Genomic DNA, 13,859 nt, shown 5'->3' on the forward strand with positions numbered 1-13,859 from the left:
GGAAAGCCATGAAAAAGCCGCGGATCGACTGATGCGGCCAACTAAGCAACCAATCAGAGGAGGATTTATACTCAATGTTGAGATCAATGTATTCAGGTGTATCGGGCATGAAGGGCTTTCAAACAAAGCTGGACGTTATCGGTAACAACATTGCAAACGTAAATACTACAGGCTTCAAGTCCAGCCGAGTGATGTTCAAGGATATTTTGAGCCAAACCAGCTCGGGCGCAAGTGCACCTGATGCTACGACAACTGCAGGTCAAAATGCCAAGCAGGTAGGTTTGGGGGTCTCGGTTAGCTCAATTGATACACTGCATCTTCCAGGTAGTGCGATGACCACGAATAACCCAACGGATTTGCGGATTAATGGTGACGGATTTTTCCTGGTCAAAATGAATGATGCACAGGAAGTTCCCTATCTGACTCGTGCGGGTGATTTCCACATAGATGCAAACCGGAATCTGGTGACTTCCGATGGATTTTTTGTGGGAAATTTGGATGGAGATCCAATCACACTCGAAGACAATGTTACGGCAGTCTCTATCTCACAGGATGGCACGATTGTACAGCAATTAGATGATGGTACAGTGAATAATGGCACGCAAATTGGTATAGCCAGAGTTACTAACCCGGAAGGTTTGGAGAAAATTGGAGGCAGCCTGTATCGTACAACGGTCAACTCCAACATTGATGAACTTGAGCCTGGAGCAGCCAACTCAGAGGGGCGTGGAGCTATCATCGCGGGTCAGCTGGAAATGTCCAACGTTGACCTGACAGGCGAATTTACCGAAATGATCGTAGCTCAGCGTGGATTCCAAGCGAACTCACGTATCATTACGACTTCGGATGAAGTGCTTCAGGAAGTTGTAAACTTGAAACGATAATCTCATTTAAACGCGGAGGAGTAGAGGCTCCTCCGCACCTATCAGGAGGTTGGTGTTACGATGATCCCGTTAACGCGGCTGAACGGCTCGCCTATGTGGCTTAATGCGCTGCTCATTGAGACTGTGGAGGAAACACCGGATACATACGTCACTTTGGTGACGGGGAAACGGTTGATTGTATTGGAAAAAGCGGCAGATGTCGTCTCCTTGATCAAGAGTTACAGCCGTGAAATCGGCATGCATGCCGCCACGATAAAAGTGCAACAAATGGAGGAAGACGAATGAAGAAGATGCTGCCATGGCTCATTACAATTTTACTCGCGATTACTTTGATTGCAGGCGCGGCCTTTGTACTTATACCAGCGCTTAGCGGGAAGAAGTCGGAAGTCATACCGAATGCGCAAGCCGCTCAAGCAGAACAACTTCCAAGATTGTCAGCAGATGAATTGGTGGAAGTAAGCTCTGAAATTACCGGTATCAAAACGAATTTGGCAGACGCAGATTACATTGTGCAGATGAATCTTGCTTTTCAATTGAATGATGCCAAAGCAAAAGAAGCTTTTGAAAAAATTAAGGACATCAGTATTAAGCCCATCGTTATTCAATTACTTGCAGACACCAAACCTGATGAGCTCAGAACGGCTAAAGGCCGGGATCAGTTCAGTGACAAGCTGACGGATCTCATCAACAAGTCGCTCCCTGAAGGTCACCTGGGGAACGCCAAAATTACAGACTTTTTGCTGGCAGCCATTTGATTCCAGGTGATCTTGTCAGGAACACGTAAGGGGGTGAATAACATTGGTGGATGTACTGTCACAAGGGGAAATTGATGCCCTTTTAGCAGCTCTCTCGTCCGGTGAAATGGATGCGGAAGAACTCAAAAAGGAAGAAACCCAAAAGAAAGTTCGCGCTTATGATTTCAAGAGAGCGCTTAGGTTTTCCAAGGACCATATACGAAGTCTGACGCGGATACACGAGAACTTTGCCCGGTATCTGACCACTTATTTTTCAGCACAGCTTCGTACTTTTGTCCAAATTAATGTCGTTCAGGTGGAGCAGCTTCCATATGATGAATTCATTCGCTCCATTCCGAAAATGACCATTCTAAACATTTTTGAAGCTGAACCACTGGAAGGCCGAATGGTGCTTGAGGTTCACCCGAACGTAGCTTATGCCATGCTGGACAGGCTTCTCGGAGGAACAGGTTCGGCACCAACTAAGGTTACCGCATTGACCGAAATCGAGACGACGATCATGGAGCGAATTTTCAGCCGTACCTTTGATAGCCTGCAAGAGGCTTGGAAAACGGTACTGGACATTGAACCACGTCTAGAGGCTATGGAAACAAATCCGCAGTTCATGCAGATTGTTTCGCCGAATGAGACGATTGCTCTGATTTCGCTTAGCACCAAAATTGGTGATACCACAGGGATGATTAACCTCTGTATCCCGCACGTGGTATTGGAACCTATTATGGCCAGACTGTCCACGCACCAGTGGTTTACATCCGAAAAGAAATCAAGGGCGCCTGAAGAGATAGACGCCTTGAGATTACGGGTCACCAAAGCAGAGCTTCCTATTATTGCGGAGTTGGGTGAATCCCGGATAAATGTAGCTGAGTTTTTGGGCCTTTCGGTAGGGGATGTCATTTCATTGAACAAGCCAGTCAAAGAAGGACTATCCATCCGGGTAGGCGAGAGATTGAAGTTTATGGGAAGTCCCGGCATGGTAAGAGATCGTGTTGCCGTACAAATTGATGAAATTGTCAACGAAGGAGTTGAAGAAATTGACGAGTAAAGACTATTTGTCCCAGGAGGAAATTGATGCCTTGCTGAAACAGTCTGAAGCGGGGACGGATTCTACTCCCGCAGGCAAGACCGTTGACGATTTTCTGACTTCCCTGGAGCAAGATGCTCTCGGGGAAATCGGTAATATAACGTTCGGCAGCGCAGCTACGGCTCTTTCCACACTGCTCGGTCAAAAGGTGGATATTACGACACCTAAAGTTTCAATTATTACACGTTCTGAATTTGAAACTGCATTTCCAAAGCCGCACGTAGCCGTACATGTAAATTATGTCGATGGATTTGAAGGCATTAACTCGCTCGTAATTAAAAAGCGTGATGCGCAGGTTATAGCAGATTTAATGCTTGGTGGTGGAGGAAATCCGGCAGATGAAGAATTGAATGAAATTCACATCAGTGCCGTGCAGGAAGCGATGAACCAGATGATGGGATCGTCTGCGACCTCTATGTCTACCATGTTTAATCGTTTTGTTAATATATCTCCACCAGGGATTGATATTTTGGATCCTCTGCACGGTGATGGAGTATCCAGCCTGCCAGATGAAGAGACGTTGATTACAGTATCCTTCCGGTTATTGATTGGAGATCTGATTGACTCTACGCTGATGCAACTGTTACCTGTTAATTTCGCCAAGAAGATGGTGAGCATCTTAATGAATGGCGGAGAGGATGACGAGCAACCGCAAGCATCCGTACAGCAGGCAGCTGCAACAGCTGCTCCCGAAGCGCCGACACAAGCTAGTACTCCGCAGCCGCCGTCACCAGCCTACCAACAGCCGCCTGCAGCCGCGCAGGTGCCGCAAGATGTAGGCTATGGGCAACAACCGCCGATGTATCCTCAAGACCCGGGATATGGGCAGCAGGGCGCTCCAGGGTATGGAACGCCGGGTTATGGAATGCCAGCAGGTGTACCGCCGCAAGTGCCTTATGGAACGCCTCATCATTACGGGGCCGTACCGCCAGGGCGCAATGTAAATGTGCAGCCTGTACAATTTTCTAACTTGCAGTCCGGTGGATTTCCACAAGTGGATGAAAACAATTTAAATTTATTGATGGACATTCCCCTTAGAGTCACCGTAGAATTAGGAAGGACCCAAAAGCAAATTAAAGATATTCTGGAGCTCTCACAAGGTTCAATTATTGAACTGGACAAGCTTGCCGGGGAGCCGGTGGACATTATGGTTAACAACAAACTGATTGCCAAGGGCGAGGTTGTCGTAATCGACGAGAACTTTGGCGTGCGTGTAACGGATATTGTAAGCCAATGGGACCGAATTCAAAAATTACAATAAAAGCATAATTTAGGGAGGATTTATTTCAGATGGCAAACCGTATTTTGATCGTGGACGATGCTGCATTTATGAGAATGATGATTCGGGACATCCTGTCCAAAAATGGATTTGAAGTAGTAGGAGAGGCCCAGGATGGATCACAGGCCATTGAAAAATTCAAGGAGCTTCGTCCGGACCTGATTACGATGGATATCACGATGCCTGAGATGGACGGCATTGCCGCTCTGAAGGAAATCAAACAAATTGACCCGAATGCAAAGGTTATCATGTGTTCCGCGATGGGGCAACAAGCTATGGTAATTGATGCCATTCAAGCTGGTGCAAAAGATTTTATCGTTAAGCCATTCCAATCGGATCGGGTTATCGAAGCCATCAACAAAACACTGGGTGTGTAAGGCGCATCCAGTATGGATACACAACAGGGTGCCTCTGACGCTTTGAGTACATCCAGCAATATAGGAAACATTGCTTGGGTCCTTTTCGTGCTAATCTTTATCATCGTACTGATCGTGTACTTGATACGGTTTTTGAGTAAAAGAAATCAGAGCTGGTTCAGCAACCGCTCCGTTCGCATACTGGGAGGCGTGGGGCTTGGCCCCAATAAATCCCTTCAGCTTGTTGAAGTTGGTAGCAGTGTGTACCTCATTGGTGTGGGAGAAGATATCCGGCTTGTTGACAAAGTATCCGATCCTGAAGAAGTGGAGCAAATTTTGGCCGCACTGGAGCAGGAAGCTTCTCTGCAGCGCGGCCCGATTGCCCCGCTATTCGCTAAAATTGCGGATAAGCTTCGCCGGAACAACGCGGCACAGCAGCAGCAGTCTGAAGAGGAGACGTCTTTTCATGAGATGTTTGAATCCAAGCTCCGGCAGATGCCGAATCGCAAGGATAAACTTGAAAAGCTGCGCAATGAGGAGAATACTACAGATCGGTCGGGAGATTCATGAGAAAAAAGATTATACTAGCATGTTTGCTGCTTGTCTTATTCAGCTTCATTTCGGTGACGGCGGCCTCTGCGGAACCGATTCCGAACATTGATATTCAAGTCGGCAATTCGGACAAAGGACAGCCCGGTGCCACCTCGCTGTCTATTATTTTACTTATTACTGTCATTAGTGTAGCGCCCGCGTTGCTTGTACTTATGACAAGTTTTACGCGTATCGTGATTGTACTCGGCTTTGTGCGAACTTCACTGGGAACTCAGCAGATGCCGCCCAATCAGGTGCTTGTTGGACTGGCCTTGTTTCTCACCTTATTTATTATGGCACCGACCTTCTCCGCTATGAACGAAACTGCGCTTCAGCCGTATCTCAAGGGGGATATAACACAGTCTCAGGCACTGGATAAGGCATCGGTACCCATTAAAACCTTTATGTTCTCTCATACACGTGAGAAGGATCTACTGCTCTTTATGAAATACACCAAGATGGAAAAACCAAAGAATTATCAAGATATTCCACTAACGGTGATGGTTCCGGCTTATGCAATTAGTGAGTTGAAAACGGCATTTCAGATGGGCTTTATGATTTTCATACCCTTTTTAGTTATAGACATTGTAGTGTCCAGTACACTCATGGCTATGGGGATGATGATGCTACCACCAGTAATGATCTCGCTTCCTTTTAAAATACTGCTCTTCGTACTTGTAGATGGTTGGTATTTGGTCGTCAAATCATTACTTCTGAGTTTTAATACATGAATACTTTCTGCAAGGACAGCAATCAAGGAGGACGGCAATGACTTCGGAGTTTATTATTTCCCTGGCTGGGCAAGCGGTGTACATTGTACTCAAGGTGAGTGCTCCGATGCTGATTTTGGGGCTAGTCGTGGGTTTGATCATCAGTATTTTTCAAGCGACAACTCAAATTCAGGAGCAGACACTGGCCTTTGTTCCGAAGATTGTCGCCGTATTGCTGGCATTGCTTTTGTTCGGGCCCTGGATATTGACCACATTAGTGGACTTTACGTATAACATTCTGGACAATCTGTACAAATATATAGGTTAGGCTGAAAGTGATGAACATATTGTTGCAGAGTTTTCCTGTTTTTTTGCTGATTTTTTGTCGGATTACCTCGTTTTTTGTAGTAGCGCCTATTTTTTCAACCCGAGGGGTACCTAATATCTTTAAGGTCGGAATTTCAGGATTTCTAGCTTTGGTCGTGTATCTTACATATGGTACGCATCAACAGGTGCCGACCGATGTAGCATATGTGCTGTTAGTAGGACGTGAGGTGCTGATTGGGTTGTTGCTGGGATTTACTGCATATTTGTTCATGACAGCGATCCAAACCGCAGGTTCATTTATAGACCTACAGGTGGGATTCGGAATGGCCAGTGTATTTGATCCCATGACAGGGGCTTCAACGCCTCTTACGGGTAATTTCAAGTTCGCCATAGCTGTATTGTTCTTTTTGAGCATAAACGGGCACCATCATCTGCTAAACGCTATTTTATACAGTTATGATTGGGTACCGCTGACAAATGATTTTTTTATAAAGCTGTATGGTGGCAGTGTAACTGAATTCCTGGTACGTTCTTTTGCGGAATCGTTTATGCTGGCCTTTCAAATTGCTGCTCCCATTGTAGTAGCTACCTTTTTAACGGATGTGGGACTCGGTTTTTTAGCTAAAACAGCACCGCAATTTAATATTTTTGTCATTGGCGTGCCGCTAAAAATAATTGTGGGATTGTTCATGTTACTGCTTCTTATGCCAGGTTTTGCTTTTATATTCGAAAGATTGTTTTCTGTGATGTTCGAATCCATGCGCAACTTGTTGGATGTTATGGGTAATCGTCCTTAATGTCTGGTCTGGAGGAACGTAGTTTGTCATTTAAATATGCTATGAACCTGCAGTTGTTCTCAGGGGAAAAAACGGAAAAAGCTACACCCAAGAAGAAACAGGATGCAAGACAAAAAGGGCAGGTTGCCAAGAGCATGGAGTTGCCCGCTGCTGGTGTCCTGCTAGTTACGTTTTTTTGCCTCATGATTTTCGGCGGGTATTTTAAGGATCATGCGGTCCGCTTGTTTCGGGATATTTTTGTGAATCGGCTGTCTATGGAAGTAACACCGAATACAACGCTACTGATGATGGGTGAGTATGGTGTGCAAATCTTGATTATGCTGGCTCCTATTTTTGTGGGTGCCATTGTCATCGGGATCGCAGCGAATTATATGCAGATCGGTTTTTTATTAACCGGAGAGGGCATTACACCCAAGTTTAGCAAGATTGACCCGATTAAAGGATTCAAAAATATTTTTTCCATGAGGTCATTAGTTGAATTCCTGAAATCTGTTTTAAAAATGACCGTAATTGGTTATCTGGTGTACAGCGTACTTTGGAAAACAAAGGCTGACCTACCCAAACTGGCTGAGATGTCCGGCGACCAGATGTTGAGTTTTACGGCTTCATTAACAATGGAACTGGGACTCAAAATTGGTGTGGTGCTGTTCATTTTAGCAATATTGGATTATATGTATCAACGTTATGAGCATGAGAAAAATCTGAAAATGTCCAAACAGGATATCAAAGATGAGTACAAGAAAATGGAGGGTGACCCGCTGATCAAAGGGAAAATTCGCGAGCGGCAGCGCCGTATGGCTATGCAGCGCATGATGCAGGAGGTTCCTAATGCAGATGTCATCATCACCAACCCTACGCACTTTGCTGTGGCTTTGAAATATGACGGTTCGGAGATGGAGGCGCCGCAGATTATTGCGAAAGGACAAGATTATGTCGCGCTCCGAATTAAGGAAATTGCCAAGCAAAACGGCGTTATAACGATGGAAAACAAGCCGCTGGCGCGGGCGCTGTTTCAAAGAGCCGAAATCGGGGATGCGATACCAGCTGATCTTTTTCAGGCCGTTGCTGAAGTGCTGGCGTATGTATATAAATTAAAAGGTAAAGTGAAATAAAGGGATCGGAGGCCAAGAGACCCGTGAAAATAAAAGAAATAACCGTCCTTGCAGGCGTCATCGGTATCGTTCTTATGATGATTCTCCCGATCCCTTCATGGCTGCTGGATATTCTGCTCGTCATTAATATTTCTATTGCTTTGATGATTCTACTTGTTTCAATGAACACGAAGGAAGCTTTACAGTTCTCTATCTTTCCTTCATTGCTGCTCATTACAACGTTGTTCCGTTTGGCGCTCAACATTTCTACGACCAAACTTATTTTAGGTGAGGGTCATGCCGGCGAAGTAGTTGCTACGTTTGGTAGCTGGATTGCAGGCGGCCAAATTGCCGTCGGCTTTGTTGTCTTCCTCATTCTTGTGGTCGTACAGTTCATTGTTATTACCAAAGGATCGGAGCGGGTAGCAGAGGTGGGCGCCCGGTTTACATTGGATGCGATGCCAGGTAAACAAATGAGTATTGATGCTGATTTGAATGCAGGTCTAATTAATGAGCAGCAAGCCCGTGAACGACGCAGTAAAATCGAACGGGAAGCGGATTTTTACGGAGCTATGGATGGTGCGAGTAAATTCGTTAAAGGCGATGCGATCGCCAGTATTATCATTTTGATCATTAACCTGGTGGGCGGCTTTATTATCGGTATGGCCGTTCAGGGAAAAGGATTTCAAGAAGCGCTGTCAACGTATTCTGTTCTCACGATCGGTGATGGATTGGTCAGCCAGATTCCCGCGCTGCTCATATCCACGGCTTCAGGCTTGATTGTTACGCGGGCTACGTCGGATGGCAACTTGGCAGAAGATTTAACCGGACAGCTCTTTTCATATCCAAAATTGATCTACATAGTGGCTGCCACCATTGCATTATTGGGCCTTTTCACACCTATTCATATTATTACAACTCTTCCACTTGCGATTCTATTGTTTTTTGCAGCCCGAAGAATGCAGGGCAATATGGAACGCAAGCAAATTGCTGATGAACAGCTGGAGGAGGAGCAACAAATCGAAGAGGTGCGTAGTCCGGAAAGTGTCATTAATTTGCTTCAAGTAGATCCGATTGAATTTGAGTTTGGGTACGGGTTGATTCCGTTGGCGGATACACAGCAAGGCGGTGATCTACTGGATCGGATCATTATGATTCGCCGTCAATGCGCCTTGGAGCTGGGGTTGGTTGTGCCGGTTATTCGTATTCGGGATAACATTCAGCTCAAGCCTAACGAATATGTAATTAAAATTAAAGGCAATACAGTAGGCGGTGGAGAACTGTTGTTGAATCATTATCTGGCTATGAGTCCGGGATACGACGACGACTCCATTACAGGGATTGAAACGACAGAACCGGCCTTCGGATTGCCTGCGCTCTGGATTGACGAGAACACGAAGGATGTTGCTGAACTGTCAGGTTATACAGTGGTTGATCCACCTTCAGTTGTAGCTACTCATCTAACAGAGACGATCAAGAAGCATGCCCATGAGTTGCTTGGCAGACAGGAAACACGTTCGCTGGTTGACAATCTCAAGGAGAATTATCCAGTGCTGGTGGACGACCTTATTCCTTCTGTGCTTGCGATTGGGGACGTACAAAAAGTGCTGGCCAAGCTGTTGAAAGAAAAAATCTCTATTCGCGATATGGTGACTATATTCGAGACGTTGGCTGACTATGGTACTTATACAAAAGATCCAGACGTGCTGACTGAATATGTTCGTCAAGCGTTATCACGTCAGATTACGCAGCAATTTGCACAGCAGGGAGAAACGTTGCGTGTTATTACCGTGGGACCAGGATTGGAGAAGAAAATTGCTGAGAGCGTGCAGCAGTCGGAGCAAGGTAGCTATTTGGCTCTTGATCCGGTGTCAACGCAAACGGTGTATCAAAGGATGATGGAGCAAATCAACCGTCTTATTCAATCGGGACAGCAGCCTATTGTGTTAACGTCACCGACAATACGTATGTATTTGCGGCAAGTGATGGAGCGGACGATGCAGGATGTCCCGGTGCTGTCGTACAGTGAGCTGGAGCCGAACGTTGAAATTCAAAGTGTCGGGGTGGTGAACTTATGAGAGTGAAACGATATCTAGTGGATACCATGCCAGAAGCCATGCTGCAAATCAGGGGTGACTTAGGAACAGATGCCGTCATTTTAAGTACCAAGGAAGTGAAGGTCGGCGGTTTTATGGGGATGTTCAGTAAAAAGAAAATTGAAGTGGTTGCTGCAGTTGAGGAGCAGCAACCTCAAAAGCCTCGGCGGACTGAACGCTCGTCACACCAGCTTGCCCGGGCTGCTTCGCCTCTAATGAACACCCCTGAGAAGCTGGAAAAACCATCAGCACCTGTAGTCCCCAGACAAGCAGCTCCAGAAGCTTATCGACGGGTTTCACAACAGATAACCGGTAGTTCCAAAGAAGAACAAGCTGAATTAACGGTTAATACAGAACAAGTTGCATCAGCAACGGAGCATTTGTCGCCAAGGTCTGCTAATAACCTGGAGACTCTATCTCAGGCATTTGATCAAGAAGTATTGCTTTCGAACCTGAAATCATCCAGTGAGCTGCATAAACGGCCAATCGAAGCAAGTGTTCCAGACAAGAGTGGAGCTGAGGAAAATCAGGCATTGCTTAATGAATTGCGGGAAATGAAAGCGATGATGACTCGATTCTCCAGAAACTCTTCAATGGAAAGTACTTGGCCTGAGGCGCTACAAGAGATTTGTGAGCATGTGTTGGAACAGGAAGTGGCACGTGATTTACTGGAATATTGGATCGAACAGGTATATGTGCGTCGAAGTGAGCATCCTTTTACGCCTGAAACTTTTGATTGGGAACAAGCCTTTCGTGAGGAAGTGACCAGTTTTATACAGACAAGACTGGATAAAGGGATCTCCCAAGATACCAAAATTGTGTATGTTGCAGGACCTACCGGAGTAGGGAAAACGACAACCATTGCAAAGTTGGCAGCGGAACAGTTGTTCAAACATCATCGCAAAGTTGGATTTATTACTTCTGACACGTACCGGATTTCAGCCGTCGAGCAACTGCGTACATATGCTACGATTTTGAATGTACCGCTTGAAGTTGTGCAATCTCCCGGTGACGTCCAAAGGGCTATTCAACGTCTGGAGCATTGTGACTTGATCCTCATGGATACTGCAGGGCGAAATTATCGTAATGAACTGCTTGTATCAGAACTGCAAAGTCTGCTCTCACCTATTAATGAAAGTGAGACGTATCTGGTACTCAGCCTGACATCCAAAAGCAGGGATATGCTCAATATAACTGGACATTTCAGTAAGTTTGGTCTTGGGAAGGTTGTATTTACCAAGATGGATGAGACGGGCAGTTGTGGCGGAATGTTCAATCTTTTGCACCAGTTTCCGATGCAGTTGGCCTATATTACGAATGGACAAAATGTTCCTGACGACCTGCTTCATCCCGATGCAGAAATGGTGACAAATATGCTGCTTGGAGCCAAAGTATCGTCAGGAGTTAACGGAGATTCCATATGAGTGATCAAGCCCAATCACTTAGACAAATGGCTTCATCCTTGGATAAGTATCGATTACCCCCACGTAATCGTCACGCAAAAATTATAACGATCACCAGTGGTAAAGGCGGGGTGGGCAAATCCAATTTTACGCTGAACTTTGCATTGGCCCTGCAATCTCTTGGTCGAAAGGTACTTGTGTTTGATGCTGACATCGGTATGGCTAATATTGATGTGTTGATGGGGGCCCATTCACAATACAATCTTCTTCACTTGTTAAAACGTGAAAGATCAATTGATGAGATTATTCAAACGGGTATAGGTGGTTTGCCTTATATTGCTGGAGGCTCAGGCTTAAGCGAACTGTTTGCGTTATCAGATGAGAATCTGAATTATTTTGCCGAAGAAGTAGAAAAAATGGCAGCAGACATGGATTATATTCTTTTTGATACAGGTGCAGGTTTATCCAAAGAAAATCTTAAATTCATCACTTCAGCTGACGAATGTATGGTAGTAACCACCCCAGAACCGACGTCTTTAACAGATGCGTATGCACTAATTAAAGTCGTCAACGGGTTGCAGAAAGATACGGTATTCAAAATTATAGTCAATCGTGCCGATAACGATAATGAGGCCCGTCAAGTTGCCGATAAGATCGCACTTGTTGCGAAACGCTTTTTGGAGATCGAAATCCCGCTGCTTGGACATATCAGTGATGATACTCATGTCATGCAGGCAGTCAAAAGACAAGTACCTTTTATGGTTGCTTTTCCGGGATGCGCGGCTTCAAAAGATGTACTGAATCTGGCACACCGTTTTGCAGCAATGCCACAGGTTCCACAACCAGGTGCATTGAGTGGAATCAAAGGATTTATGCAAAAATGGTTGCGGCGTTCTATGCATTGATTTTTGATGAGAGGAAACAGGGGTGTTTAACATGTGTGCTTACCGGGTGCTGGTTGTAGATGATTCGGCCTTTATGCGCAAAATTATTACAGATCTTATTGTAAGGGATGAGTCGTTCAACATCGTAGGTACAGCCGCCAATGGCAGAGAGGCTGTAGAGAAAGTGAAAGAATTGCAGCCTGATTTGGTCACCATGGATGTCGAAATGCCTGAAATGAATGGTCTTGAAGCGTTGCCACTGATTATGGCAGCCCATCCGTTACCTGTCATTATGTTGTCAGGCATTAATGAACAAGGCATGAAGGAGACCATCATGGCTCTGGAGGCAGGAGCTTTCGATTTTATAAGAAAGCCTTCCATTGCTCATGCGCAAGATATTGAGCAGGTGAGCAAGGCGTTGCTCGAACAGATGCATACTGCTATGCAAGCAGTACGCAGCCGCTTGGAGCGCAAGGAAGCGAATGAGCGCAAAGCTGCAATGGAACAAGCGAAAAAAACGCCAATGGAAAAGCCACCTGGACAGGCTGCGGCTGAGAAACGAGCTGGAAGTCAAGCTTCGGCAGACAAGCCTCCTGTTGTTCCGCTTGCTCCTCCACCTGCTGCATCGGCTCAACCCAAGAAAGACGCTGGGAAGTCCGTCCCAACAGCTGCCAAGCAGGAAACTAAAAAGCAGCTGTCTGGAACATCTGCTACAGGTGGCCGCATAGACAAGCCAGCTGTTCAGCCAAGGAAACCAGTGCAAGCACCTCATGTGCAGAAAAAAGAAGACTTGTCCATGAGTACGGGAATAACGTCGGGACAGCTGAAGAGCTCTGATCCGACTGCTGGCAAATCAATACAGGGTAAGGATAAAGCAGGGCTTGTCAAGCCGGAGTCACGGAAGACGGTAACTTCATCAGCTTCTTCCGCTCCTGCGGCTGCAACGCCTCCAGTAACAGCACCTACAGCTCCAGCTGCACCACAGGGATTGTCACTTAAAAAAGGTGTGCATACGTCCAGCTTTCGAAAACTGGTGGCGGTCGGATGTTCTACTGGCGGACCACGGGCTCTTAAGACCCTGTTGGAGCGCATTCCTGGGGATTTTCCAGCTCCAATCGTTATCGTTCAGCATATGCCACCAAACTTTACTCGTTCGCTAGCACAACGTTTGAACACGTTGAGTCCACTACGCGTTGTGGAGGCTGAGCAGGGGATGACGCTGGAGACGGGAACAGCCTACATCGCACCAGGGGGATATCAGCTAAGAATTGTGCCTGGAGCCGGTGGTAAATACACGGTGTCACTGAAGATGGAGGAGGCTCGCAATGGTCACCGTCCTTCTGTAGATACGATGTTCGAATCGCTGCTCTCTTTAACCGCGCTGGAAAGACATCTAGTATTGCTTACTGGAATGGGTAGCGACGGGGCTAAAATGATGAAAAAGCTTTATGACGCTGGGGTTCAATCCACATTTGCTGAAAATGAGGAGACTTGTGTAGTGTACGGAATGCCCCGCTCAGCAGTTGAATTAAAATGTGTGCGCCACCTTCTGCCAATGCAGGAGATCGCCCCCAAGCTTGTACAAGTTGTGAAATAATCGGAGTG

At 46.1% G+C, this 13,859-nt stretch carries 15 protein-coding genes; all 15 read left to right on the forward strand.

The features are described from left to right. The first annotated feature begins 74 nt into the window (after positions 1 to 74). From flgF to MKX36_RS09480, 15 genes are read left to right on the forward strand one after another with little or no spacing between them, the layout of a single operon-like run. Positions 75 to 884: a flagellar basal-body rod protein FlgF gene (flgF, locus tag MKX36_RS09410; RefSeq protein ID WP_016820955.1), complete on the forward strand. Its 810-nt coding sequence runs from the start codon at positions 75 to 77 to the stop codon at positions 882 to 884. Positions 885 to 944: 60 nt separating this feature from the next. After that, positions 945 to 1,169, forward strand: coding sequence for a flagellar FlbD family protein (locus MKX36_RS09415; protein ID WP_013370683.1), 225 nt, complete (start codon positions 945 to 947; stop codon positions 1,167 to 1,169). Continuing rightward, on the forward strand, positions 1,166 to 1,639 hold the full coding sequence (locus MKX36_RS09420; protein ID WP_013370684.1) for a flagellar basal body-associated FliL family protein: 474 nt from the start codon (positions 1,166 to 1,168) through the stop codon (positions 1,637 to 1,639). The genes MKX36_RS09415 and MKX36_RS09420 overlap by 4 nt, the downstream gene beginning before the upstream one ends. 43 nt (positions 1,640 to 1,682) lie before the next feature. Then, on the forward strand, positions 1,683 to 2,681 hold the full coding sequence (gene fliM / locus MKX36_RS09425; RefSeq protein WP_016820956.1) for a flagellar motor switch protein FliM: 999 nt from the start codon (positions 1,683 to 1,685) through the stop codon (positions 2,679 to 2,681). Next, the gene (gene fliY, locus MKX36_RS09430; protein ID WP_016820957.1) at positions 2,671 to 3,981 is read left to right on the forward strand and encodes a flagellar motor switch phosphatase FliY; all 1,311 of its coding nucleotides are present in this window, start codon (positions 2,671 to 2,673) and stop codon (positions 3,979 to 3,981) included. The genes fliM and fliY overlap by 11 nt, the downstream gene beginning before the upstream one ends. 29 nt (positions 3,982 to 4,010) lie before the next feature. Next, positions 4,011 to 4,376, forward strand: a complete 366-nt coding sequence (locus tag MKX36_RS09435; RefSeq protein ID WP_013370687.1) for a response regulator — start codon at positions 4,011 to 4,013, stop codon at positions 4,374 to 4,376. Between the two features lie 12 nt (positions 4,377 to 4,388). Next, positions 4,389 to 4,925 carry a flagellar biosynthetic protein FliO gene (locus MKX36_RS09440; protein ID WP_017427929.1) on the forward strand — a complete coding sequence of 179 codons (537 nt, stop codon included), beginning with the start codon at positions 4,389 to 4,391 and terminating at the stop codon, positions 4,923 to 4,925. Beyond that, positions 4,922 to 5,677, forward strand: a complete 756-nt coding sequence (fliP, locus tag MKX36_RS09445; protein ID WP_013309901.1) for a flagellar type III secretion system pore protein FliP — start codon at positions 4,922 to 4,924, stop codon at positions 5,675 to 5,677. Before MKX36_RS09440 ends, fliP begins: the two co-directional genes overlap by 4 nt. Positions 5,678 to 5,714: 37 nt before the next feature. After that, complete coding sequence (fliQ, locus tag MKX36_RS09450; protein WP_007430038.1) at positions 5,715 to 5,984, forward strand: flagellar biosynthesis protein FliQ; 270 nt, start codon at positions 5,715 to 5,717, stop codon at positions 5,982 to 5,984. Between the two features lie 10 nt (positions 5,985 to 5,994). Beyond that, complete coding sequence (fliR, locus tag MKX36_RS09455; protein ID WP_029514992.1) at positions 5,995 to 6,780, forward strand: flagellar biosynthetic protein FliR; 786 nt, start codon at positions 5,995 to 5,997, stop codon at positions 6,778 to 6,780. Continuing rightward, positions 6,780 to 7,892: a flagellar biosynthesis protein FlhB gene (gene flhB / locus MKX36_RS09460; protein ID WP_019686992.1), complete on the forward strand. Its 1,113-nt coding sequence runs from the start codon at positions 6,780 to 6,782 to the stop codon at positions 7,890 to 7,892. Before fliR ends, flhB begins: the two co-directional genes overlap by 1 nt. A gap of 23 nt (positions 7,893 to 7,915) precedes the next feature. Further along, a complete protein-coding gene (gene flhA, locus MKX36_RS09465) occupies positions 7,916 to 9,949 on the forward strand; it encodes a flagellar biosynthesis protein FlhA (RefSeq protein ID WP_016820963.1) in 2,034 nt (677 codons plus the stop codon). Next, positions 9,946 to 11,391: a flagellar biosynthesis protein FlhF gene (flhF, locus tag MKX36_RS09470; RefSeq protein ID WP_340864572.1), complete on the forward strand. Its 1,446-nt coding sequence runs from the start codon at positions 9,946 to 9,948 to the stop codon at positions 11,389 to 11,391. Before flhA ends, flhF begins: the two co-directional genes overlap by 4 nt. Further along, positions 11,388 to 12,275, forward strand: a complete 888-nt coding sequence (locus MKX36_RS09475) for a MinD/ParA family protein (protein ID WP_044785607.1) — start codon at positions 11,388 to 11,390, stop codon at positions 12,273 to 12,275. The genes flhF and MKX36_RS09475 overlap by 4 nt, the downstream gene beginning before the upstream one ends. A gap of 31 nt (positions 12,276 to 12,306) precedes the next feature. Continuing rightward, on the forward strand, positions 12,307 to 13,851 hold the full coding sequence (locus MKX36_RS09480; protein ID WP_340864573.1) for a chemotaxis protein CheB: 1,545 nt from the start codon (positions 12,307 to 12,309) through the stop codon (positions 13,849 to 13,851). Positions 13,852 to 13,859: the final 8 nt, after the last annotated feature.

This window comes from Paenibacillus sp. FSL W8-0439 (assembly GCF_038008995.1).
GTDB lineage: Bacteria > Bacillota > Bacilli > Paenibacillales > Paenibacillaceae > Paenibacillus > Paenibacillus polymyxa.

Excerpts from the sequence above, each read along its gene's own strand:
- flgF (WP_016820955.1), top strand. The coding sequence starts at position 75 with ATGTTGAGATCAATGTATTCAGGTGTATCGGGCATGAAGGGCTTTCAA.
- MKX36_RS09415 (WP_013370683.1), top strand. The coding sequence starts at position 945 with ATGATCCCGTTAACGCGGCTGAACGGCTCGCCTATGTGGCTTAATGCG.
- MKX36_RS09420 (WP_013370684.1), top strand. The coding sequence starts at position 1,166 with ATGAAGAAGATGCTGCCATGGCTCATTACAATTTTACTCGCGATTACT.
- MKX36_RS09435 (WP_013370687.1), top strand. The coding sequence starts at position 4,011 with ATGGCAAACCGTATTTTGATCGTGGACGATGCTGCATTTATGAGAATG.
- MKX36_RS09440 (WP_017427929.1), top strand. The coding sequence starts at position 4,389 with ATGGATACACAACAGGGTGCCTCTGACGCTTTGAGTACATCCAGCAAT.
- fliP (WP_013309901.1), top strand. The coding sequence starts at position 4,922 with ATGAGAAAAAAGATTATACTAGCATGTTTGCTGCTTGTCTTATTCAGC.
- fliQ (WP_007430038.1), top strand. The coding sequence starts at position 5,715 with ATGACTTCGGAGTTTATTATTTCCCTGGCTGGGCAAGCGGTGTACATT.
- fliR (WP_029514992.1), top strand. The coding sequence starts at position 5,995 with ATGAACATATTGTTGCAGAGTTTTCCTGTTTTTTTGCTGATTTTTTGT.
- flhB (WP_019686992.1), top strand. The coding sequence starts at position 6,780 with ATGTCTGGTCTGGAGGAACGTAGTTTGTCATTTAAATATGCTATGAAC.
- flhF (WP_340864572.1), top strand. The coding sequence starts at position 9,946 with ATGAGAGTGAAACGATATCTAGTGGATACCATGCCAGAAGCCATGCTG.
- MKX36_RS09475 (WP_044785607.1), top strand. The coding sequence starts at position 11,388 with ATGAGTGATCAAGCCCAATCACTTAGACAAATGGCTTCATCCTTGGAT.
- MKX36_RS09480 (WP_340864573.1), top strand. The coding sequence starts at position 12,307 with ATGTGTGCTTACCGGGTGCTGGTTGTAGATGATTCGGCCTTTATGCGC.